Below are 22,566 nucleotides of genomic sequence, written 5' to 3' on the forward strand. Positions count from 1 at the left end.
GAGCCTCCTACTTAAGTCGTAAGTCGAATGTGGTCCTGCGCCAGATGGCGTGGCTGCGCCGCTGCAGCAGGCTCTCGGGCATGAACCAGAACGATGCACCAGAGCAGACTCCTTCCCGGTCATACCCGTCCCGGCCGGCATTCCGCCTGCGGCGTCTCGGTGCCGCTCTGGCAACCGCGGTCGTCGTCGGGGCGGGCGTCGTCGGCTGCGGTGCCGGTGCCGCGCAGGAGCCGGCCCCGACGAGCGACGCCCCGGCAGCAGCCGTCGAACCGCATGTGCTGAACGCCGGCGACGTGAACGCCTGGCTCGACGAGATGCTCCCAGCCGCGTTGGAAGCCAATGACATCGCCGGGGCAACGGTCGCCGTCGTCAACGACGGTGGGACCGTCACCACCCGGGGGTACGGCCACGTCGACACCGGCAGCGAGGGCACCGAGCCGGTGCCGGTCGACCCCGAGCGGCACCTGTTCCGGATCGGATCGGTGTCGAAGCTCGCCACCGCCACCGGCGCGATGCAACTCGTCCAGGACGGCAGGGTCGACCTCGACGCCGACATCGCCGCCTACCTCGACTTCACCATCCCCCGCAACTTCGACGAGCCGATCACCCTGCGCCACCTGCTGACCCACACCGCCGGGTTCGAGGAGCGGATCGCCGGCCTCATCGGCAAGGAAGGCACCCGGGCCGACCTACGCGACGCTCTGGTCACCGACCCGCCGGAGCAGATCTACCGGCCGGGCACAGTGCCGGCCTACTCCAACTACGGCAACTCACTCGCCGGGTACATCGTCGAACGGGTCAGCGGCATCCCCTTCGAGGAGTACGTCGACCGTAACGTCTTCGACCGCCTCGGCATGACGTCGTCCTCCTTCGAGCAGCCGCTGCCCGCGGACCTGGCGGGCCGCGTGTCGAACGGGTACGACAACGCGTCGTCCCCACCCGGGTACTTCGAGATCATCGGCACCCCGCCCGCCGGCTCGATGAGCGCCTCGGCCCCGGACATGGCCCGGTTCATGCTCGCCCACCTGGGCGAACCGGTCGGCGGCACCCCGATTCTGGACGAGCCGACGCTTGACCTGATGCACCAGCCGGCGCTTGACGCCACCACGCTCGGCACCCTCGCGGGTGCACCCCGGATGACCCTCGGATTCTTCGACGAGAGCCGCAACGGCCGTCAGATCCTCGGCCACGGCGGCGACACCCCCTTTTTCCACAGCCACCTGCAGATCTACCCGGACGAGGGCGCCGGCCTGTTCATCTCGCTCAACAGCACCGGCACGTCGGGCCTGGCCAACCACCAGCTTCGACAGAAGCTGACGAAAGCCTTCGCCGACCGTTACTTCCCGGCGGTGCCCGGCGCGGCGGCGAACAACGTGCCGGCGACCGAGCTGGCCGCCCCGACCACCGACGCCTCGGGCACGGCCGAGCGGGCCGCGATGGCCGCCGGCACCTACGAAAGCTCCCGCATGATCAAGAGCAATTTCCTGACCCTGATCGGCCTGTCCGGGCGTACCACGGTGAGCGTCCGCGATGACGGCCGGCTGCTGCTCGAACCGCGTCCGATGGCCGATTCCGCCGCCGTCTACGAGGAGATCGAGCCCTGGGTCTGGCGTGAGGTGGGCGGGCAGGAAACGATCGCGATGCGAGCGGTAGACGGCCGGGTCGAAGTGATTAATTTCGACTCCGCGTTCGCCCTGGTGCCGGTAGCGGCCGCACGCAGCACCTACCTGGCCATCCCGGTGATCGTCGGCTCTGTGGTCATCCTCCTGCTCACCGTCCTGGCCTGGCCGATCGGTGCGATCGGTCGCCGGCTGCGGCGGCGGGCACCGCGTGATCGGGCTGGACGCACCGCGCGCATCCTCAGCCGCGTCGGCGTCGGCTGCGCCCTGCTCGCGGTCGGCGGCTGGGTGGGCAGCTTCGTGCTCATCATCGGCCTGGAGGATCTCTCCACCGCCTCGTTGCGCACCGTGCAGATGGCCCAGCTGATCGGCCTGCTCGGGGTGGTCCCCGCAGCGGTCCGGCTGGTGGACGACGTCCGCCGGCGGGTCGGCTGGTCGCGGACCGCCGGCAGCGCCCTGGTCCTGCTGGCCCTCGTCGGTACGGGATGGTTCGCCGTCGAGTTCATGCTGCTCTCGCCGAATATCTCCTACTGACCGTCCCGTCCTCCCCTCCCGATCCGTCTCGATCTATGAGCAGAGGATGCTGACACGGTGAACGATCACATCGGGGGCGGCCCGCTCACCGCCGAGCCGACCGATCCGGCGGGCCCGCCCCGGCTCACGAAGCGGTTGGACGTACTGCTCGCCAACCTCGGGGCGACCGGGCCGTTCGCCCGGGACTGTCTGCTCGCGGCCTGCGTCGCCGGGGTGACGTTCACGTTGATGGCGGCTCTGTTCTTTGTCGTGACGCCACCGGGCGAAGTCGTGGTCGACCCGGTGCGGGCCTGGCTGCTCGTCGCACTCGGGGTCGGGCAGGCACTGCTGCTCTGCCTGCGCCGGGTCCGCCCGCTGCTCTGCCTCGCCGGCGTCGTCGGCCTTCAGGTCGCCATGATTGCCTTGTCCCCACCAGACGCGACGATCCGGGTACTCGCGCCCTTCGTCGTCGCGTACACCATCGGGGTTCTGCTGCCGGCCCGGACGGCGTTCGTGCTGGTCGGCGCGGCGGTGGTGGTCGAGGCGGCAGCGGCGTTCGGCACCGCCGCCGTGATGAATCCGGACCTTCTGCTGTCGGCTGTCGGCCCTGCCGGGTCGAGCGCACTGTCCAATCTCGGCGCGGTCGTCGTCGGTAACTACGTGGCGACCCGTCGACGCTACACGCAGCTGTTACGCCTGCAGGCCGCCGATGCGGTCCGGGCCCAGCAGACGAAGGTGCGGGCCGCGATCGACGCGGAACGCAGCCAGATGGCTCGGGAACTGCACGACGTCGCCGCCCACCACCTGTCCGGAATGGTGGTGCAGGCGGCGGCGGTCCACCGGCTGGTTGACCGGGACCCGGAGGCGGCGAAGGCCGGCGTGGCCTGGATCCGGTCCCAGGGCAAGGAGACCCTGAACAACCTGCGGCTGGTGGTCGGGGTGCTGCGCGGCACCCCGGCCGACGGCAGCGGAAGCGGCGACACACCCGGCCACGATGGTGAGGGGAGCGTTCCGGTGCCGGGGCTGGCCGTGCTCGATGACCTGGTCCGGACCGCTCGGGACCTGGGCACGCCGGTCGAGTTCGTGGGCGTTGGGTCGCCACGTCCGGTCCCGCCGATCGCCGACGTCGCTCTCTACCGGATGGTGCAGGAGTCGCTGTCCAACGCGCGGCAGCACGCGCCGGGCGCGCGGGTGCTGATCACGCTGAGCTACCTACCGCGCGAGGTGTCGCTGGCGGTGGTGAATGATCCGCCAGCGCGGCGTCCCGAGCCGGCGGTGCGCACCAGCAGCGGGGTCGGGCTGATCGGCATGCGGGAACGAGCGCAGTTGATCGGCGCACGATTCGCGGCTGGGCCGACGACCGAAGCCGGCTGGTCTGTCACAGTGACGCTGACATCAAAGGGAAGTGATTCGTCGTGACCGGTTCTGGGACTGCGGCTGAGGCTGATGCTGGGACGATTCGAGTGATGCTGGTCGACGACCAGGCGGTGGTGCGGGCCGGCTTCCGGGTGCTCCTGGAGCAGGCGGACGACATCGAGGTGGTGGCGGAGGCGTCCAGCGGATCGTCTGCGGTGGCGGTGGCCGCCCGGCTGCGTCCCGACGTCATCTGCATGGATGTCCGGATGCCCGGCGGTGACGGACTCACCGCGACCCGCGAGATCCTCGCCGACGCGCCTGAGTCGCCGCCGGCCATCCTGGTGGTGACCACGTTCGACCTCGACGAGTACGTCTTCGGCGCACTCGAATCCGGAGCCAGTGGCTTCATCTTGAAAGACTGCGAGCCCGAGGACCTGATCGATGCGATCCGTCGGTTGGCCAACGGCTACGGTCTCGTCGACCAGGTCGTGACCCGCCGGGTGATCTCGGAGTTCGCCAGGCGGCGACCGGCGGCACCGACTGAGTCCGCAGCGGCGCGCCAGCTCACCCCGCGCGAAGCCGAGATCGTACGGTTGCTCGCCAAGGGTTTGTCCAACAACGAGATCGCCGACGAACTCTTCATCGAGACCAGCACGGTCAAGTCACACCTCGGGCGGGCTATGACCAAGATCGGCGTACGGGACCGGGTGCAGACCGTGGTGTGGGCGTACCAGAACGGGTTGGCCCCGAGCTGACTGTCAGCCGAGCAGTGGGAACCAGCCCGCCGACTCACCAAGTTCCAGTCGGTCCCGGTCGGTCAGCGGGACGCGCCCGGTGGCCTTCAGCAGGAAGTCGTGGTCGTCCCACGCGGTGGGCCGAACGGTGTCGTCGCTGAGCAGGCCGTCCACGGTCGCTACCGCGACGCGTACCGCAAGTGGGCCGGGCGGCGGCGCGTCGGGCAGTTCCAGCGTCAGGTCCAGGTGGTGGACGGCGGCCTCGGTGGTCAGGGTGGCGAGGAAATCCGGTACGCGCAGCACGTGTCCCTGCGTGGTCACGTACCCCTCGGGGTCGGCTGACGCGGCGGCGCGGACCGCTGCCGGGGCGGTGTCCCGCCAGAGCTCGACGATCCCGGTCGGGCGGTCGAAGGCGGCAGCTGATCGGCGGACCCACCAGGCGTGCCGGGCGGCCGCGTCGTCGTTGCCGGGAAAGTCACGCCAGTAGCTCACGTCGTCGACGTCGGCGGGGCCGTCGACGGGGCTGGCCAGGGTGACGAGTGCCCGCTGGGCGTCGCCGAGCACGTGCAGGAGCAGGTCGGCGATGAGCCAGCCCTGGCACCGGGTGGCTCGTTGTAGGCCGGCGTCGTCCAGACGGGCGACCACCGCAGTGATCCCGTCGTACGCCTGGGCCAGCGCCTCGTCCGATCGGATCGCTGTCATGCGATTCAGCCTCGCATGAAGCCTCGCGCCCGCCAACGATCAATGGCCCGGGTGTGTGCCCGGGCCGACGCGTGATCGACCCGGGCGGGAGGTCGGCCTGGGCTCAGCCGAACATGTCGTCGAGGAAGCCCTTGCGCTTCTTCTGCCGGTAGTGGCCGTGGTAGCCCTGGTGTTGCTGCTGCTGGTGGCCGTAGGCCGGCTGCGGCGGGTAGCCGTGGGCGGGCGGGGGCGGCGGCGGGACGGCGCCGTAACCGGGCTGGTGCGCCGGGGGCGGCGGAGGCGGGTAGCCGGCCGGCTGCTGCGCGGGCTGCCCCGGCGCGCCGCCGCTCTGTTGGCGGCTCCAGTTGGCCTCCGCCTCGAACAGCTTCTCCAACTCGCCGCGGTCCAGGAAGATGCCTCGGCACTCCCCGCACTGGTCGATGACGACGCCGCTGCGCTCGTACTGGCGCATTTCTCCGTGACACTTGGGACAGGTGAGGCTACTCATCGCCCGACGGTACCCGGTGTTTCTATGCAGTTGCTGTGAGCGCCGCGGTGACTTCTTCGTCGGACACTTCGTGGAAGTCGTCGTAGTAGACGCTGACGGCGCCGAAGTCCGCCGGGCGTTGGGCACAGATGACCTGGTCGGCTTCGGCGCTCAGCAGCTCGTACGCCTCCTGTGCGCCGACCGGGACCGCGACCACGACCCGGTGTGCCCCGAGTTGGCGGACGACCTCGACGGCGACGCGGGCGGTTGCGCCGGTGGCGAGGCCGTCGTCGACGATCACCGCGGTCCGCCCGGTGAGGTCCACCTGTGCGCGACCGCCCCGGTAGAGCCGTTCCCGGCGTTCCAGCTCGACCTGCTCCCGTTGGCGGACCTCGGCGATGTCGTCGCTGCTGAGCCGGCTGGCCACCACGTCGTTGAGCACCTGGACACCGCCCGGCCCGAGTGCGCCGAAGGCGACCTCCCGGGCCCACGGCATTCCGAGCTTGCGGACGACCAGCACGTCCAGTGGCGCGCCGAGCCGTTCGGCGACGATCCGGGCGACCGGCACGCCGCCACGGACGAGGCCGAGGACGACGACGTCCGGTTCGCCGATGAGCGCGGTGAGCCGTCCGGAGAGCACCCGGCCCGCGTCGGCCCGGTCGCGGTACGTGGTCATGCCTTCAGGTCTACGCCCTGACGCGCCGTTCCGCCCGGCAGTTACGCCGAAGTGGTCCGACCGGACCGTTCGTCGGGAACCGGGGCGGCCGGCGTGTCGACCGGGTGGTGCAGCGCGGGTGCCCAGGTCAGCAGGGCCAGCGGGTACAGCAGGTAGCCGAAGCGGGTCGTGGGCATCAGGGCGATGGCGGCGACTAGCCCGTACCCGCAGATGAGCGCGGTGGCGACGGCGGTGCGGGGCGGGCGGCGGGCGAGCCGGACGGCGATGGCCACTCCGGCGGCGACCAGCAGCGCGGCGGCGATCAGCCGGCCGGCGGGTAGCGCGCTGGCGATCAGGTAGCCGGGGAACGGGGACTGCGCGGGGCTGGTGACCAGCCCGTGGCCGAGGGGGAAGCGCAGCACGTTCTCGGTGAGGGCGTCGCGGTCGACAAGCAGCGCCGGCAGTAGTGCGGCGATGGGCAGACCGATGGCGCCGGCGGCGACTCGGGCGCCGGCGCGCCGGGTCAGGCCCCAGGCGATGAGGACCAGGGCGACCGGCCAGGCGAACAGCTTCAGCGCGCCGGCGAGCCCGACCGCGAGGCCGGCCCGGCCGGGTCGGTCGGCGGCGGCGAACGTGAGGGCCAGCAGGCAGAGCGCGAGTACGGGTAGGTCGTCGCCGCCGGTGGCCAGGGTGAGGGCACAGATGGGCAGTACGGTGGCGGCCTGCACGCCGCGCAGCAGGGCGGCGTCCCGCCGCTGGGTGGCGGCGGGGGTGGCCTGGCCGGCGGTGATCGGTGTTCCGCGGAGGGCGGCCACGGCCAGGGCGAGCGCCAGCGCGGTGCCCACCGCGAACCAGACCCGGGAGTCGGTCCACCAGGTGTCGAGCAGTGCTCTGGGCAGGCCGAACATCGCCATGCCGGGCTGGTACGGGGTGTAGCCCATCAGTTGCTCGCCGGGTGGTAGGGCGGCGATGGCGTCGGGTCCGAGGTAGGGCGTGCCGTGTTCCAGGAGGCGGCTGCCGGCGTGCTCGACGACCAGCACCTCTTCCTGGGCCCGGTCGGTGCGTCCGCTGGCCCGGTCGATGCTCTGCCAGGCCAGAGGCAGCAGCGTGGTAGTCGCCCAGGTGAGACCGGTGACCGCCCAGCGGGCTGGCAGACCGGTCAGCCGGGAGGTCGGAGAGCGTCGACGCAGCAGGAGTTGGGCGATCACCGTCAGCGTTGCGAGCAGGTAGCCGACGGCGGCGACCGCGCCCCAGGCGCGGTGCGGCAGGAGGGTCGACGTGACCGCGGTGATCGCGGCGAACGTGGCCGAGACGGCGTAGAGGCCCAGGTCGAGGGCGAGTCCGCCGGCGGCGTTGTCGAGCGTCCACCAGTGCCAGCGACGGCGTTGGGCGGTCGGGTGGTCGACGATCACGCGCGACAGTCTGGCAGACCGGGCTGTCTGTGCGGCGGGCTGATGCCTGCTCAGGCGGGCAGGTGTGGGAGGCGGTCGGGCCGGGAGCGGCCGGCCTGGCGGCGGTTCTGGTTCAACCGGATTACCGCGCCGGCGTCGTGCAGCGGCGCGGCGAGGGCGCCGGGTCGGCCGCCCGAGCCGCGCTGCATGGCCGCGAGCAGGGTGCCGGACGGCATCGGTCGGGCGAACAGATGTCCCTGGCCGGCGACGCAGCCCAACTCCCAGAGGGCCCGCCGCTGCGGCTCGCTCTCCACGCCCTCGGCCACCACGTCCAGGTCGAGGCTGCGACCCAGGTCGAGGGTGGAGCGGATGACGGCGGCGGCCTCGGCCGAACTTCCCATCGTCGTCACGAAGCTCCGGTCGATCTTCAGCTCGTGTACCGGGATCCGGGAGAGCAGCGAGAGGGAGGAGTAGCCGGTGCCGAAGTCGTCCAACGCCAACCGGACGCCCTCGTCTCGTAGTCGGCTGAGCACCCGGTCGACCACGTCGAGTTGGCTGAGGGTCAACGTCTCGGTCAACTCCAGGACCAGCCGGTCCGGCGGTAGGTCGTGGGCGCGGAGGCGGGCGAGCACCGAGCCCGGGAACCGCGCGTCGAGCAGGCTGCGCGGGGACACGTTGACCGCGACCGGTATGTCGAAGCCGGCGTCGCGCCAACTCACCGCCGCGATCAGCGCCTGGTCGAGGATCGCTTCGGCGAAGGCCGGTAGCAGGCCCGACCGTTCCACCGCCTCCAGGAACCGCAGGGGGTCGATCAGGCCGTGGGTGGGGTGGTGCCAGCGGGCCAGCGCCTCGGCGCTGGTCACCTCACCGGTGCCCAGGTCGACGATCGGTTGGAAGTTGACGACGAACTCGTGGTCGGCGACCGCGCGCGGCAGGTCACCGCCGAGCGTGAGGCGACCAAGGTCCGCGGTGTCGCGGGTCGGTGCGTACGTGGAGATCCGTTGCCCGGCCCGTTTCGCCTGGTACATGGCCACGTCGGCGCGGCGCAGCAGCTCGGCCATGCCGCCGTTGGACGGGGCGCCGGAGATCCCGCCGCTGGCCTCGACGCTGATGCGCATGCCGTCCAACTCGAACGGCTCGTGCAGGGTGGCGAGCAGCGTCTCGGCCCGGTGCGCGGCGACCGCCGGGGCCGGCAGACCCCGCAGGAGTACGGCGAACTCGTCGCCGCCGAGGCGGGCCACCAGGTCAGTGGCCTGGGCCGCACCCCGCAACCGGTCGGCCACCTGCACCAGGACCTGGTCGCCGGCGGCATGCCCGAGGGTGTCGTTGACCTCCTTGAAGTGGTTGAGGTCGATCAGCACCAGCGCGGTCACGCCGTCGGCGTGGCGGGTGCTCAACTGCTCGGTGCCCTCGTCGAGGAGGTGCCGGCGGTTGGCCAGGCCGGTCAGCGCGTCGTGCGAGGCCGCGTACGCGTGCTCGTCGGCGACCCGGGCCAGTTCGGCGTACGCCTGGGCGTTGCGGACGGCCGTGCAGAGCGCGGAGGCGAAAGTGCGCAGGGTGTACTGCTCCCGCTCGGAAAGCTGCACCGGGCCGCGGAAGCGCAGTCGAAGCATGCCGACGTCGACGGTCCGGTCATGTCCCTCCAGCGGTGCGGGGACGACAGTGCCGTCCACGTCGGTGGGCGTGCCGGTCAGGCCGTCGAAGGTGATGCCGCCGGTGCCGCCGCGTACGGTGCGGCCGCCGTCACGCAGCTCGATCTCGACCTCGTCGGCGGAGAACAACTCGGCGGCCTGGGTGACGGCGGTGGTGAGGACGTTGTCCAGGTCGACCACGTTGAGCGCGTCGGTGGTGCGGGCGAGCCGCTGCCACGCCTGCTGCTCGGTGCGGGAACGGATTCTCGTGGAGTAGGTCAGGTGCAGGCTGAACACGAGTGGCGGGACGGTCAACAGGAGCTTGAGGTTCGCGTCGAGGATCAGCAGCGTGCAGACCACCACGACGAACCGCACGGCGAACCCGGCGAGTCGAAGGTCGAGGTTGGTCCGGAACTGCTTCGAAATCTTGGTCCTGGAAGCCAGCGCGATGACTGGGATGGCTAGTAGATCGTCCAGCAGTGCCGCAACCAGGTAGGAGAGACCCACCGACACGATCAGGGTGGCTGTGCTCCCGGGTGGCCAGGTCCAGGCTGTCGTCGCCAACGTGAGGCCGGCACCCCAGGCCACGATGACGTTCTTTCCCACGCTGAATGCCAGCTTGATCGGCGGCAGGCGGAGCGAGGCGAACGTGATGCCTACCGCAGTGCAGAGCACTACCGAGTGGACCGGAACGATGGCGAGGCCGACGATGATCGCTGCCTCGGTCCAGCTGATCGAATGGGTGGTGGACCGGATCCGCACTCTCGCCTTGACCAGGGTGCCCAGGGCGATCGCGACGGTGAGCACGACAAGGATCGCGGCATCGCTCAGAGTGGCGGTCGTCGCGGTGCGCGCCGCGACCGGTAGTGAGGCGGCCGTGATGACGGCCGCTACAACGACGACGAGACCGACGAGCAGCCGTAGCTGTCGCTCGGTCTCAATCTCTCGTCGCTGAGGAAGGGTCATACCACTCCCGAAGGGCCGCCTCCGCCGTCCTCGTAGCCTATCGCTCGGGGTCGTGCACGTCCCCCGTCAACTTTCAGTTCCACTCGCTGCCGCGCATCGTCGTACCCCCTTCTCTGCTGTGCCATTTCGAAGACCAACCCCAAGGGGAGCTCTTCATCCGAAAGGCAGCTTAAGAGAAGGATCGACTGCTTAGAAGAAATAAATGTCGGTATGCGCAACATTAGCCAAGTTGAAGCCTGTTTATTACGTTCTGTCCATCGCTGCTGAACGCAGTGCGGTCAGCTTGCCGACTTCGGATTCGGTGGCACCTTGCAACTGTGGAAGATGCGTGGCGCGGCTACGGGTTCCGTTGTTCCTCAGTCTGGTGCCCCTTCAGGAGTTGCCTCATCCGGAGTTTGGACAAGCGTAAGGCCAGCATGGGCAGAGTTGACGTGGTCGGGGTGTCCGGCGCGCTAGGGAATGGTGCCGGCCCTCGCCTCGGGCCGCAGGCGGTGGCGGTGGATATTCGCGTCACTGCAGACAGTGATGCAACTTGCTGGTGACACGGTGCGGTCGTCGATTGTCAATCGCGCAGCTCCTGGCATTCCTGAGGGTGCCCGGGGTTGTCCGCTTCGTTCTGTGAGCCCAAAGTCACCGATTCGAGGGTCGTAGACTCCATTGCGTGATCGACTGAATACCTGGCATGGCTGGAGTGGGGGCGGGTGGAGATTCAGGTTCTGGGCGGCCTTTCGGTGCAACTGTCTACCCGCACGCTGCGCCTTGGCACGCCCAAACAGCAGACAATCTTCGCGATGCTCACCGTTCAGCCCGGGCGACTGGTCACCGTGGACGACCTTGTCGATGAGTTATGGGCCGATTGCCCACCGCGATCGGCCGTAGCTAATGTGCGCACCTATGCCGCCAATTTGCGCCGGACTTTCGAGGCTTTCCCGGCCGGCCGCGGCGCCGTGGTGCGTCAACGCAACGGCTATCGGCTTGTGGTCGACCCGGAACAGGTCGACGTCTTTCGCTTCGAGCTGGAACGCAGCGCGGGGCGGGAAGCACTGACGGCTGGTCACCTGGACCGCGCCCGCGAGCTGCTGGGGCGCGCCCTGGCTCGGTGGCGGGGACCGATGCTCGCCGGCGTACCGCTCGGGCCCGTCCTCACCTCCCGAACTATCGCGGCCGAGGAGGAACGGCTGTTGACCGCGGAACTTCTCGCCGACGTCCAACTGAGATCGGGCCGGGACGACCTGGCAATTGCGCTGTTGCGGGAGGTGGTGGCCCGCCATCCTCTGCGCGAGCCGGCCTACGTCCTGCTCATGCGTGCCCTGCACGAGCGCGGGGACAACGCGGAGGCGCTGGCGGTGTACGACGAGATTCGAACAACGCTGACCACGGAGTTGGGTGTCGGCCCCGGGTGCAATCTCGAGGAGTTGCGCCGCTCCATCGTCACGGCGATGTCGCGCCCCGGTTCGGCGCGTGCAGCCGTACGGGTTGGCGGACCTGACCGGGCGCGCCTGCTAGCGGGCGTGGCGGTCAGCGCGGCACCGGAGCCTGCCGCTCAGATCAGCCCAGTGGATCACCTTCCCCGAGCTGTCACCGACTTCGTCGGCCGAGCGGACGTGGTGTTGCGGCTGCTGGCGGAGACCCGACGGGTCGAGGAGCGGGTGCCGGCAGTGCACATCATCGACGGCATGGCGGGCAGCGGGAAGACGGCCCTCGCCGTGCACCTCGCCCGTCGGCTGTCCGACCGATACCCGGACGCCGCGTTGTTCATCGATCTGTGCGGGCACGGTGACAAGAACCGGATCGAGCCGGCTGGTGCTCTGTTCACCCTGCTTCGACAGCTTGGGATACCGGCCGACCGGGTTCCGGTGGAGTTCGACGACAGGGTGGAGTTGTGGCGACAGGAGTTGGCCCGCCGCAGGTCAGTGGTGATCCTCGACAACGCCGCGAGCAGCGAGCAGATCATGCCCCTGCTGCCGGCCGAGCCGACCACCGTTGTGTTGGTGACCTCGCGACGACGGCTGTCCCACCCGGATGCCGGACCGTCGCGGACCCTGCCGGTGATGAGCCCGCAGGAGAGCGTGGATCTGCTCCGACTGAGCGTCGGTCGGAACCGGGTCGAGGCCGAGCCGGATGCCGCCGCCGAGGTGGTGCGCCGGTGCGGGTATCTCCCACTGGCGATTCGGTTGGCCGGTGCCAGGCTGGCGCATCGGCGCGGCTGGCGGTTGGCGGACCTCGTCGAGCAGATGGCCGGCGATGCTCCGGTGCTGCACCATCTCGCTCAAGAGGAGAGCACTGTCACCGGGGCCTTCGCTGCCTCCTATGAACCGCTTCCACCTTCGACCAAGCGTGTCTTCCGATTCCTGGGCCTCTACCCCGGCAGCCGCTTCGGCGCGCCGGCAGTCGCCGCACTGACCGGTCTGACGATCGCGGAAGCACGCGCGGCGCTCGACGACCTCGTCGACCGGAACCTGGTCGAGGACTTGGACTCGACGCGATATCGACTGCACGACCTCATGCGGCAGTACTCCATCGAACTGTGTTCGCGTACCGACTCCTCGAACGACCGCCGAGGTGGACTGGCTCGGCTGTTCGACTTCACGCTGGAGGTCGTCCTGAAGGTCGCCGACCTGCTGGAGCCGGGCGTCATCAGATCCCAGGTGACGCACATTCCGACCGGACAGCTCGAACTCGTCGAGGCCGTCGGGGAGCCGACCGCCGACTGGTTGGAGGCCGAACGGACGGACCTGGTGACGATGGTGTTGTCGGCACGCGAGTCGGGGTTCCACCAGCACTGCTGGCAACTGGCCCGCGCTCTCTGGCGGTTCTGCTACATCCGCGGTTACTTCGAGGACATCATCCTGACCCATCGTCATGGGCTGGAGGCGGCGGAGGTCGCCGGGGACATCGACGCGCTCGCGCTGATGAACAACTACCTGGCATCCGCCTACGTCCGCACCGGGAACAAGCAGGGGGCGCTCGATCACCTGACCCGCTCGGTCGAGCTCTCCCGCAACTCGCGGGACGCGCTGAACCCTGCCCGGTACCGCGCGAACCTCGCCGCTGTCTACTGGTGGAGCGGTCACCTGTCGGAGTCGGTGAAGCTCGGCTTCGCGTGTCTGCGCGATTACAAGGTGTACGGGAATGTCGGCGGGTCCATCCTGCTGCCGAATCTCGGTCTGGCGCTCTCAGCCCTGGGCCGTTACGAGGAGGCATTGCGGATGCACCGCCTGCACCTGGCGTGGGCCCGAACGAACTCCGATGAGTTCCACACCCTCAACGCGCTCAGCCACATCGGCGCCGTACGGCTCCGAATGGGCGACCTTCCGCAGGCGATCCGCATTCTCCTGGCCTCCTTGGCGCTGCGCGATCGCACCGGCCACCGGTACGCCGAGGCCGAGGTGCGCAACGACCTCGGGATCGCCTATCGCGGTCTGGGTCGTCTGGTGGAGGCCCAGCAGGAGCATGAGTTGGCTCGGAAGCTGTCGATCGGTTCGGGGGAGCGACACGTCGAGGCGGCCGCGCTTAACGAACTCGGGCGCACCCTGCTGGCGCAGGGGCGAGGTGGCGAGGCGTTCGAGGTGCACCGGGAGGCGTTGCGGTTGGCCACTCGGATCGCGCATCCACACGAGCAGGGTCGAGCGCTGGCCGGGCTTGCCGAACACTTCGTCCGCGCCGACCCGGTCGAGGCCCGACGGCACTGGGAGCGGGCGTTGGCGATCTTCCGGCGGATGGGCGTGCCGGAGCGCTTCGAGGCCGAACGCCGCCTCGCCGAGTTGAGTGACGCAACCCTGGTCGCGGAACGCTGACCAGCCAGAACGTCGCTTATCGATTTCTTATCGGCAGGCCCGGTAACTTACCGGCCGTATCGGCGAACGGGGGAGGTTCTGCCAGTGAGCAGAACCGGGTCGTCGACACGCGCCCGCTGCCAGGTCACCCCCCAGCGATCTCGGCGGCGGGTCGGTGAGGGAGGAGCGGCGGCGGGGGCGTTGCGCCGTCAGCACCCGGCGCGGTCGTCAGCGTGACGCCGCTCCTTCCGATCGCCGTCGTACCGCACCGATAGGCTCACGACCGTGACCGAACCCGCGCAGCTCAGCCACGTCGACCGCGCCGGCGCGGCCCGCATGGTCGACGTCTCCGCCAAGGCGGTGACGGGTCGGTTGGCCGTCGCGGCCGGCCGTCTGCGGACCACACCCGAGGTCATCGACCTGCTGCATCGCGACGGGCTGCCCAAGGGCGACGCGTTGGCCGTCGGGCGGTTGGCCGGGATCATGGGGGCCAAGCGCACTCCGGATCTGATCCCGCTCTGCCACCCGATCGCCCTGCACGGCGTCACGGTCGACCTGCGGCTGACCGCCGACACCGTGGAGATCACGGCCACCGCCCGCACGGCGGACCGGACAGGGGTGGAGATGGAGGCCCTGACGGCTGTCGCTGTCGCCGGTCTCGCCCTGATCGACATGGTCAAGGCGGTCGACCCGGCGGCCTCGGTGGAGGCGGTCCGGGTGCTGCGCAAAGAGGGCGGCAAGACCGGCGAGTGGGTCCGTCCGGAGGACCGGCCGTGATCCGGGCTCGGGTGATCGTCGCTTCCAATCGGGCCGCGGCCGGTGTCTACGCCGACACCAGTGGGCCGCTGCTCGTCGCCGGTCTGCGCGAGTTGGGCTGCCAGGTCGACGACCCGGTGGTGGTGCCCGACGGCGAGCCGGTCTCCGATGCCCTGCGGGCCGCCCGCGCCGACGGTGTCGACGTGGTGCTGACCAGCGGGGGCACCGGAGTGACCCCGTCGGATCGGACACCGGACGTGACCCGGGGCCTGCTGGATTACGAGATTCCCGGCATCGCCGAGGCGATCCGCGCGCACAGTCGTGACCGGGTGCCGACGTCGGTGCTGTCCCGGGGTCTGGCCGGGGTCGCCGGCCGGATGCTGGTGGTCAACCTGCCGGGCTCGACCGGTGGCGCGCGGGACGGCCTGGCCGTCCTCGGGCCGATCCTCGGGCACACCGTCGACCAGCTTCGCGGCGGGGACCACTGACCGCTTCGCGGCGGGACCATTGACCGCTTCGCGGTGGGACCACTGAGCGGGTGCACGCCAGGCCGCGGCGGGTGTCGGTCCGTGCCGATAGGCTCGGTCGGTGAGCACGGAAACCGCACCCACCGCGGATCGGGTCGCCGCACCGCCGCCAGCCGGGTGGGAAGAAGCGCGTTCGCGGGTCTACGCGGTCGGTTTGGCCGCCGCGCTACCCGCCGTCGCACGCCCGCTTGTCGGCACCGACGGGTCGACCCTGGCCGAGCCGTTGACCACCCGCACCGACCTGCCGGCGTTCCCGACCTCCAGCGTGGATGGCTGGGCGGTGCGCGGTCGTGGGCCGTGGCGCGTCGTCGGCCGGGTCCTGGCCGGCAGCACCCCCGCGCCGCTCACCGAGGACGACACGACCGTCGAGATCGCAACCGGTGCGATGGTGCCCGAGGGCGCCACCGCCGTGCTGCGCGTGGAAGAGTCGACGAGTGCTGACGGCCTGGTCAGCGGCGTTCCCCGGGAGACGCCCGAGTGGCGGAAACCCGGCGAGGAGGCGTACGCCGATGAGCAGTTGTTGCCGGCCGGCACGCCTGTCGACCCGGCGGTGATCGGCCTGGCGGCCGCCTGCGGGCACGACACTCTGCGGGTCCGGCGGGCGCCGCGTGCCGCGCTGCTGGTCTTCGGCGACGAGCTGCTGACGGCGGGCCCACCAGCGGCCGGTCGCGTCCGCGACGCGTTGGGCCCCGCGGTGCCGGCGTGGCTGCGGCGGTACGGCTGCCAGGTCCGCCCATCCGACGTGGTCGGCCCGGTGGCCGACACGCTGCCCGCGCACGTGGCGGCCCTGCGCGCGGCGCTGGCCAACGCCGATCTGGTCTGCACCACCGGCGGCACGATGAACGGCCCGGTCGACCACCTGCATCCGACCCTGGAGGCGCTCGGCGCCGACTACGTGGTCAACACGGTGGCGGTCCGCCCTGGCTTCCCGATGCTGCTGGCCCGGCTGACCGGCCCCGACGGGCGAGCCCGGTTCGTGGCCGGGCTGCCGGGCAACCCGCAGTCCGCCATCGTCGCGCTGGTGTCGTTGGTCGCCCCGCTGCTCGCCGGCCTCCAGGGCCGGTCGATGCCGGTGCTGCCGCAGGTCACGTTGGCCGAGGCGGTGCCCGGTCGCGGTGACCACACCCACCTGGCGTTGGTCCGACTGGACCGGGCCGCCGGTGTCGCGTCGCCGGTCCGCCACGTCGGCTCGGCGATGCTGCGCGGCCTGGCCGGCGCGGACGGGTTCGCGGTCATCCGACCTGGCACCAGCGGCGAGCCGGGCGACCGGGTGCCGATCGTGCCACTGCCGTTGTTTCCCGGGGAGCGTGCGTCGTGACCGCACCAACGATCACCTTCGGCGAGGTCACCGACCAGCCGCTCGACCTCGCGACGCACGAGGCAGCGGTCGCCGACCGCCGGGCCGGCGCCGTGGTGTCGTTCCAGGGCGTGGTCCGCGACCACGACCACGGCCGCCAGGTCACGAGCCTGGAGTACGAGGGGCACCCGAGCGCCGCACAGGTGCTGCGCGAGGTGGCCGCCGAGATCGCCGCGGAGCCCGATGTCTACGCGGTGGCGGTCTCGCACCGGGTCGGCCCCCTGGCGATCGGTGACGTGGCGCTGGTCGCCGCGGTGAGCACCGCGCACCGGGCGGCGGCCTTCGCGGCCTGCGCCCGGCTGGTGGACGAGGTCAAGGCGCGACTGCCGATCTGGAAGCGGCAGGTCTTCGCCGACGGCACCGAGGAATGGGTCAACTGCCCCTGAGCGCTCAGCGGTGGCCGTTGACCACCACGGCCCTGGCGAGCCGGTCGCCGTAGAACGCCGGCTCCGCACCCGGACGCCAGGGCAGCGCGGCGACCAGCACGATCAGCGCGAGCGCGAGCGAGTTCTCCATAAGTGCTCCGAACAGCCCGTCCTGGTAGTGCGACATCTCCGGCAGTTGGTGTTCGTACGGCCAGATGGGCGAGATCAGGAAAAGCAGGTAGAGCCCGATCGCGGCGACGCCGTGGCGGAGCCCGGTCAGCGTCGGGTACCAGATCGGTGGGCGGAGCCCGTTGACCCCGGGTAAACCGCCGAAGACGGGCCCCTGGCCGGTGCGCTGCGGCATCCCCCGGCTCGCCTCGCGGCGACGCACCGCGGCGTCGGCCAGCACGATGATCGCCGGGATCACCCAGACCAGGTGGTGCGTCCAGGAGATCGGGCTGATCACGTTCGCGGTGAGGCCGACAAGCGTGAAGGCGGTCAGCTCGTCACCGTCGGCGCGGGAACTGGCCGCCCGGGACAGGCCCAGCGCCAGGACCAGCACCGAGAAGGCGAGCCACAGCAGCCCCGGGGTCTCGATCGAGTCGTACAGCCGGGCGAGCAGACCGGCGAGGGACTGGTTGGGCGTCATGTCCGCCGCGCCGACGCGTTCGGTCTGCCACAGCACGCTGCCGAAGTAGGTCCGCGACTCGTCACCGACGATCGCGAAGGTTCCCACCGTCACGCCGATCGTGGTGCCGATGGCGGTGGCCGCCACCCGCCACTGACGGGTGATCAGCAGGTAGGCGATGAACAGCGCCGGGGTGAGCTTGACCGCGGTGGCGAGGCCGATACCGGCCCCGGCCCACGCCCCGCCATAGATGAAGCGCAGCAGCGGGCCGTCGGTGGCGGCGTAGTGGGTGCCTCGGCGGGACCGCCAGCGAAGGCCGATCAGGTCAGCCATGATCAGGGCGAACAGCAGGATGTTGACCTGGCCGTAGCCGAGCGTCTCCCGACCTGGCTCGATGGCGACCGCGAGCGGCACCGCCACGGCCACCGTGAACCACAGTGGCCACCCCAGCCGGTCCACGATGGGTCGGAGCAACCCGGCCAGGACCAGCGCCAACGCGGCGATGCTGGCGGCGGCGTTGACCAAGCCGGCCGCGCCGATCGGTAGTTGCGCCATCGGCAGCATGACCAGCCCGGCGAAGGGTGGGTAGGTGAACCCGAGTGTGGTTCCGGGCGCGATGAACTCGTAGAGCTCGTGACCGCTCGCCCACCACACCACGGCACCGTGGTAGATCTTCATGTCGAAGAAGTTGTACGGCCGCCCGAAGGTGCCGATGGCGAGCCATGCGGCATAGGCGACGGCGGCCACGATGGCGCCCCGTACGACGTTCCTGCGATCGATCCCGCGTGTCACGCGGTCGATCCCGCGTGACACACGTTGGATTGGGGCGAGGCGGTCCGCCCGTCTACCGACAGCCGTCGGCATGGCGTGGCCACCCCCGTACCAAGGTCGTCCTACCCGTCCAGGTCCTGCACGGAGCCTAGAACGGCGCCTCACGTCTGTGCCTCCCGCGTTATGCGACCGTGTCCGATCCCACACATGTTTTTGACATTTCCACCGCGTTAACGCCTACCGGGTGGTTCAGGTGATTCGTGGCCTTAGCGGGGGGTGGGGGTGAGGCAGAGACGGATCGACGCAGGTCAGCCGGGGAGACGACGTGCGGTGGACGCGGAGCGGACGGCGATTCGGGCCTCACGTCGGGCGGTTCGGACGGCGCGCTGCATGGAACGTCGAGAGTGGCCGATGCGATGACCCGTCCGCCACCGCAAACCAGGCTTGCCGCCGGTGTCCGCCGCGGCGAGCAGCAGACCGCCGAGGAGCCCGAGGTTCTTCAGGGCGTGGATCTGGTTGTTGTTCTTGGCGGTCGGGTCGTCGTTGTTCCAGAAGGGATGCCCAGCGATGGTCACCGGCACCAGCGTGCCGGCGAGGACCAGCGCCGCCGGTCGGCTGAACCGACCGGAGGCCAGCATCAGACCGGCGCTGACCTGCACGGCAGCGTTGAGCCGGATCAACGTCTCGGTCTCGGTAGGGAAGCTCGGGTGTGCCTTCTTCAGCATCGGTGCGACCTTGTCGGTCACCGGTTGGGCGGCCACCGCGAGCCGGCCGGGGTCGCGGAAGTTGCGATACCCGCTGACCACGAAGATGCCGCTCAGCATGGCGCGGGCGAGGGAACGTACGGGCGTCATGGATCAGTCATACCCCGTCGCGACGTTTGCTACCCCGGCAACCGCAGGATCGGATTGGTGTTCGTACACGTACGCCACGCCGAATCAAGCGACCGTCACGGATGGACGGGCGCTGGCGGGTAACGTCGCGCGGGTGACCACGCTGCGGCTACGCCCCGAGGACCCGGCCGACGCCGGCTCGGTTCGCCGCGTGCTGGCCGCCGCCTTCGCCCGCCCGGACGTGGCGACGCCGCCGGAGGTCAGCCTGGTCGACGAGCTGCGCGACACCACGGCCTGGTTGCCGGAGTTGGCCATGGTCGCCGAGTACGGCGGCGAGGTGGTCGGTTACGCGCTGCTCACCCGGGTGCGTCTGCGGCCGGAGCGAGGCTCGGACGTGCCCGTCCTGGCGCTCGGCCCGGTGGCGGTCGCGCCGCACCGGCAGCGTGTCGGGCACGGCACGGCGGTCGTGCAGGCCGCCCTGGACGCCTCCACCGAGCTGGGCGAGCGGCTCGTCGTCGTCCTCGGTGCACCGGCCTTCTACCGCCGGTTCGGGTTCGGCCCGGCGAACGAGCTGGGCCTGACCGGCCCCTGGGCCGGCCTCGGTGAGCCGTGGCAGGCGCTGGTGCTGCCTCCGTCCACCAGCGAGGAGGGCCCTCCGCCTCGCGGTGAGGTGCTCTTTCCGGCGCCCTGGTCGAAGGTCTGACCGGGTCGACGCGCCGGGTGGCGGTCAGGCCGGCTGTGTCCGCAGGTACCGGCCGAAGTGCGGGACCGTGAAGGCGACAGTGCCCCGCTCCCCGGAGTAGATCAAGCCCTTCTTGATCAGCGCGTCCCGGGCCGGGGACAGGCTGGCCGGCTTGCGGCCGAGTGCACGGGCGATCTCCGCGGTGGGCACCGCGGCGTCCATGTCGTCGCGGACCAACGCGCCGGGCTCGCCCTCTACCGCGGACATCGTGGCCATCGCTCGCATGTACTCGCGTTCGGCGGGAGTGGCCCGTTCGAACCGGGAACCGAAGAACCCGACCGCCAGCTCGGCCTCCGCCTCGGGCGCGGCGACCCGCACGTCGGCGGCCGTGATCGGCGAGCGCGGCGCGTGGTCCCAGGTCGCCTTGCCGTACGCCTGGACGAAGTAGGGATAGCCACCGGACTTCTCATAGAGCAGGTCGAGGGCCTTCTGCTCGTACTCGACCTCCTCGCGCTCGGCGGGCGCGCAGAGCGCCCGGTCGGCGGCGATCCGGTCGAGCCGGTCGATGCGTTGGTAGCGGAACAACCGTTCGGAGTACGACTTGGCGGCGCTGAGCACGGCTGGCAGGTGCGGGAGGCCGGCGCCGACGACGATCAGCGGCGCGCCGAGCTGGGACAGCTCGTGGCAGGCGGCGCAGAGCGCAGACACGTCCTCCGGGCCGAGGTCCTGCATCTCGTCGATGAAGATGGCGATGCCGGTGCCGACGTCGCTGGCCACGGCGGCGGCGTCACTGAACAGCTCGACCAGGTCGATCTCGATGTCGCCGGAGTCGGCCCGACCGCTGGCGGCCGGCACGTCGATGCCGGGCTGCCACCGGTCGCGCAGCTTCGTGGCGGCGCCGGCCCGGCCGGTCGGCGTGGAGCGCTGGGCGAACGCCTTGAGGACGCCGAGGAACGCGTCGATCCGGTCCGGTGCGCGGTGGCGGGGGGCGAGCTCCCGGACCGCCATGTGCAGCGCGGCGGCGACCGGTCTACGCAACGACTGGTCCGGTCGAGCCTCGATCTTGCCGCTGCCCCAGAGCCGGTTGATCGCCTGCGACCGGAGGGTGTTGAGCAGAACCGTCTTGCCGACGCCCCGCAGCCCGGTGAGCATCAGGCTGCGCTCGGGTCGACCCCGCGCGATGCGCTCGAGCACGATGTCGAAGACGTCCAGCTCCCGCCCCCGCCCGGCAAGTTCGGGCGGACGCTGGCCGGCGCCCGGCGCGTACGGGTTGCGGACCGGATCCACGCATCGCAGATTATCGGGCCATCTAGCTGCGAGGCTAGACATGGATAGATGGGGCTACCGGCGTGTCGAAATCGTCGACCACAAACTAGGGCTGTCTAGCGTGGACGCTAGACAGCCCTAGTTTTGGCAATCGGTGCTTCCGCTCGGGGCTACCGCTTCTTCAGGCAGAGCACGTAGTCGAACAGGTCCACCGAGTTGTCGTGCACGTAGTTCGCGGTCGCCTGCGGCGCGAGCGTCTCGCACCGGTCGCCGTCGGTGGTCGCCGGAATCCGCAGCAGCACCTGATAGGTGTTCGGGCCGCACGGCACCTTGCGGAGTTCCGCGTTGTCCTCACTGCCGTCGTTCACCACGCAGTCACCCCTCGCGAACTCCTCGTCCGGGGTCGGCACGGCCGACGGCGGGGCATCGCTGGGCAGAGCGGGTGGGACGACCGGGGCACTCGTCGCCGGGGGACGCGCGGCATCCTTACCAGCGTCGGCGACCTTCCAGACCGCCCAACCGGCCAGGCCGAGGCACGGACAGAGGACGAGCAGCACCACCACCGTGATGATGAGAGCGACGTTGCGGCCGGTCTTCTTCACCGGCGCAACGGGTGGCATCCCGTAGCCGCCGGGAGCCTGCTGACCCCACGGCGCGGGCGGCTGGCCCGGCATCGGCCCGGCAGGCTGGCCCGGCATCGGCCCGGCAGGCTGGCCCGGCATCGGCCCGGCAGGCTGGCCCGGCATCGGCCCGGCCGGCGGAAACGGGCCGGGCGGTGGGTAGCCCGGGCCCGAGGTGGGCGACGGCGGCGCCCACATCGGCGTGGTCGGCGGCTCCGGGTTGGTGGGCGGCGGCCCCCACAGGGGTGCCGTCGGTGGCTCCCCGTCGGGCTGCGGCGGACCCCACTGCTGCCGGGTCGGGTCCTCGGCGGGTGGCGGGGCGCTCCACTGGGGCACTGTCGGGTCTTCAGGTGGTGAGCTGTCCGGCCCGCTGGGCGGGCGCTGGTACGGGTCGTCCGGCTGATCGGAACCCGCAGGTCCGTAGGTCGTCATGTCATCCCCGGGGGTGGGTGGTCTCAGCGCTGCTTGAGGCAGAGGACGAAGTCGAGAGTGTCCAGCTCACTGTCGAAGAAATACCAGTTGGTGTAACCCTCGACCTTGCCGCACTTGGCCTCGGCGTCCCGCTCGCCGCTGGTCGGGCCGTCGATGCGGCTCAACACCTCGTACGACTTGGCGGTACAGCCGCTGATCAGCAGCTTCGGCTTGCCGCCGGCCGTGCCGTCGTTGCGGACGCACTGGCCGACCTTCGCGAACCGCGGATCGGCCGACGACTCCGGCGCGGCGGCGCTCGGCGCGGGCTCGACAGCGTCCGCGCTGGGCTCACCGGCAACGGCCGAGCTGCTCGGCGCGGCTGCCGGCGTCGGGTCGCTCTGCCCACGGCGGAACCAGAACGCGCCGGCGACGGCCACCACCAGCAGTACGACCGCCAGTACCGCGATCAGCGGCCCCCGACCCCGCCGACCCGGCGCCGGATCCTCGCCGTACGGCTCGTCGGGCCGGTACGGCTGCCCGC

At 70.8% G+C, this 22,566-nt stretch carries 18 protein-coding genes and 1 pseudogene; 9 read left to right on the forward strand and 10 right to left on the reverse strand.

The window, feature by feature from the left end; all coding sequences use genetic code 11:
• The first annotated feature begins 80 nt into the window (after positions 1–80).
• The 3 genes from IW248_RS25425 to IW248_RS25435 are packed head-to-tail and all read left to right on the forward strand — an operon-like array spanning position 81 to position 4,243.
• A complete protein-coding gene (locus tag IW248_RS25425) occupies positions 81–2,153 on the forward strand; it encodes a serine hydrolase domain-containing protein (RefSeq protein ID WP_196928967.1) in 2,073 nt (690 codons plus the stop codon).
• A gap of 57 nt (positions 2,154–2,210) precedes the next feature.
• A complete protein-coding gene (locus tag IW248_RS33775; RefSeq protein WP_196928968.1) occupies positions 2,211–3,551 on the forward strand; it encodes a sensor histidine kinase in 1,341 nt (446 codons plus the stop codon).
• 47 nt (positions 3,552–3,598) lie between these two features.
• Entirely contained in the window at positions 3,599–4,243 is a 645-nt protein-coding gene (locus tag IW248_RS25435) for a response regulator (protein WP_196928969.1), read from the forward strand.
• 3 nt (positions 4,244–4,246) lie between these two features.
• On the opposite strand, the gene IW248_RS25440 is transcribed toward IW248_RS25435, so the two are convergent.
• From IW248_RS25440 to IW248_RS25460, 5 genes are all read right to left on the reverse strand, one after another.
• A complete protein-coding gene (locus IW248_RS25440; protein WP_196928970.1) occupies positions 4,247–4,924 on the reverse strand; it encodes a maleylpyruvate isomerase N-terminal domain-containing protein in 678 nt (225 codons plus the stop codon).
• 103 nt (positions 4,925–5,027) lie between these two features.
• Entirely contained in the window at positions 5,028–5,411 is a 384-nt protein-coding gene (locus tag IW248_RS25445) for a TFIIB-type zinc ribbon-containing protein (RefSeq protein ID WP_196928971.1), read from the reverse strand.
• 22 nt (positions 5,412–5,433) lie between these two features.
• Positions 5,434–6,066: a phosphoribosyltransferase gene (locus tag IW248_RS25450; RefSeq protein ID WP_196928972.1), complete on the reverse strand. Its 633-nt coding sequence runs from the start codon at positions 6,064–6,066 to the stop codon at positions 5,434–5,436.
• 41 nt (positions 6,067–6,107) lie between these two features.
• Entirely contained in the window at positions 6,108–7,457 is a 1,350-nt protein-coding gene (locus IW248_RS25455; RefSeq protein ID WP_196928973.1) for a glycosyltransferase 87 family protein, read from the reverse strand.
• 50 nt (positions 7,458–7,507) lie between these two features.
• A complete protein-coding gene (locus IW248_RS25460; protein ID WP_196928974.1) occupies positions 7,508–10,033 on the reverse strand; it encodes a putative bifunctional diguanylate cyclase/phosphodiesterase in 2,526 nt (841 codons plus the stop codon).
• 950 nt (positions 10,034–10,983) lie between these two features.
• On the opposite strand from IW248_RS25460, the gene IW248_RS25465 reads away from it, so the two are divergent.
• The 5 genes from IW248_RS25465 to IW248_RS25485 all read left to right on the forward strand — a co-directional run bounded on the left by IW248_RS25465 (position 10,984) and on the right by IW248_RS25485 (position 16,835).
• Positions 10,984–13,830, forward strand: coding sequence for an AfsR/SARP family transcriptional regulator (locus tag IW248_RS25465; RefSeq protein WP_307788226.1), 2,847 nt, complete (start codon positions 10,984–10,986; stop codon positions 13,828–13,830).
• 264 nt (positions 13,831–14,094) lie between these two features.
• Positions 14,095–14,586 (forward strand): cyclic pyranopterin monophosphate synthase MoaC, encoded by a 492-nt coding sequence (gene moaC / locus IW248_RS25470; protein ID WP_099856846.1) that lies wholly within the window; start codon positions 14,095–14,097, stop codon positions 14,584–14,586.
• Positions 14,583–15,053, forward strand: a complete 471-nt coding sequence (locus IW248_RS25475; RefSeq protein WP_124816639.1) for a MogA/MoaB family molybdenum cofactor biosynthesis protein — start codon at positions 14,583–14,585, stop codon at positions 15,051–15,053. The genes moaC and IW248_RS25475 overlap by 4 nt, the downstream gene beginning before the upstream one ends.
• Positions 15,054–15,153: 100 nt before the next feature.
• Positions 15,154–16,410: a molybdopterin molybdotransferase MoeA gene (locus IW248_RS25480; RefSeq protein WP_196928976.1), complete on the forward strand. Its 1,257-nt coding sequence runs from the start codon at positions 15,154–15,156 to the stop codon at positions 16,408–16,410.
• Positions 16,407–16,835: a molybdenum cofactor biosynthesis protein MoaE gene (locus IW248_RS25485; protein WP_196928977.1), complete on the forward strand. Its 429-nt coding sequence runs from the start codon at positions 16,407–16,409 to the stop codon at positions 16,833–16,835. Before IW248_RS25480 ends, IW248_RS25485 begins: the two co-directional genes overlap by 4 nt.
• Positions 16,836–16,839: 4 nt before the next feature.
• Here IW248_RS25485 and IW248_RS25490 read toward each other — a convergent pair whose 3' ends face one another.
• Both IW248_RS25490 and IW248_RS25495 read right to left on the reverse strand, forming a co-directional pair.
• Entirely contained in the window at positions 16,840–18,306 is a 1,467-nt protein-coding gene (locus IW248_RS25490; protein ID WP_124816645.1) for a glycosyltransferase 87 family protein, read from the reverse strand.
• Positions 18,307–18,521: 215 nt separating this feature from the next.
• Positions 18,522–19,067 carry a DoxX family protein gene (locus IW248_RS25495; RefSeq protein WP_124816647.1) on the reverse strand — a complete coding sequence of 182 codons (546 nt, stop codon included), beginning with the start codon at positions 19,065–19,067 and terminating at the stop codon, positions 18,522–18,524.
• Positions 19,068–19,200: 133 nt separating this feature from the next.
• On the opposite strand from IW248_RS25495, the gene IW248_RS25500 reads away from it, so the two are divergent.
• Positions 19,201–19,749, forward strand: coding sequence for a GNAT family N-acetyltransferase (locus IW248_RS25500; RefSeq protein WP_307788227.1), 549 nt, complete (start codon positions 19,201–19,203; stop codon positions 19,747–19,749).
• 24 nt (positions 19,750–19,773) lie between these two features.
• Here the strand turns inward: IW248_RS25500 and IW248_RS25505 are convergent, their stop codons facing one another.
• The 3 genes and pseudogenes from IW248_RS25505 to IW248_RS33250 form a co-directional block, all read right to left on the reverse strand.
• Positions 19,774–21,015 (reverse strand): ATP-binding protein, encoded by a 1,242-nt coding sequence (locus IW248_RS25505; protein WP_196928979.1) that lies wholly within the window; start codon positions 21,013–21,015, stop codon positions 19,774–19,776.
• Between the two features lie 149 nt (positions 21,016–21,164).
• Positions 21,165–21,614, reverse strand: a complete 450-nt coding sequence (locus IW248_RS33780; RefSeq protein WP_196930359.1) for an LppU/SCO3897 family protein — start codon at positions 21,612–21,614, stop codon at positions 21,165–21,167.
• Positions 21,615–22,069: 455 nt separating this feature from the next.
• Positions 22,070–22,555 (reverse strand): annotated as a pseudogene (locus IW248_RS33250) (LppU/SCO3897 family protein); the annotation flags it as partial.
• Positions 22,556–22,566 lie beyond the last annotated feature (11 nt).

It is taken from the genome of Micromonospora ureilytica (genome assembly GCF_015751765.1).
GTDB lineage: Bacteria > Actinomycetota > Actinomycetes > Mycobacteriales > Micromonosporaceae > Micromonospora > Micromonospora ureilytica.

What these genes read in the sequence shown, in the direction of transcription:
- IW248_RS25425 (WP_196928967.1), top strand. Translation starts at nt 81, where the DNA reads ATGAACCAGAACGATGCACCAGAGCAGACTCCTTCCCGGTCATACCCG.
- IW248_RS25435 (WP_196928969.1), top strand. Translation starts at nt 3,599, where the DNA reads ATGCTGGTCGACGACCAGGCGGTGGTGCGGGCCGGCTTCCGGGTGCTC.
- IW248_RS25440 (WP_196928970.1), bottom strand. Translation starts at nt 4,924, where the DNA reads ATGACAGCGATCCGATCGGACGAGGCGCTGGCCCAGGCGTACGACGGG.
- IW248_RS25445 (WP_196928971.1), bottom strand. Translation starts at nt 5,411, where the DNA reads ATGAGTAGCCTCACCTGTCCCAAGTGTCACGGAGAAATGCGCCAGTAC.
- IW248_RS25450 (WP_196928972.1), bottom strand. Translation starts at nt 6,066, where the DNA reads ATGACCACGTACCGCGACCGGGCCGACGCGGGCCGGGTGCTCTCCGGA.
- IW248_RS25460 (WP_196928974.1), bottom strand. Translation starts at nt 10,033, where the DNA reads ATGACCCTTCCTCAGCGACGAGAGATTGAGACCGAGCGACAGCTACGG.
- IW248_RS25490 (WP_124816645.1), bottom strand. Translation starts at nt 18,306, where the DNA reads ATGCCGACGGCTGTCGGTAGACGGGCGGACCGCCTCGCCCCAATCCAA.
- IW248_RS25495 (WP_124816647.1), bottom strand. Translation starts at nt 19,067, where the DNA reads ATGACGCCCGTACGTTCCCTCGCCCGCGCCATGCTGAGCGGCATCTTC.
- IW248_RS33780 (WP_196930359.1), bottom strand. Translation starts at nt 21,614, where the DNA reads ATGCCACCCGTTGCGCCGGTGAAGAAGACCGGCCGCAACGTCGCTCTC.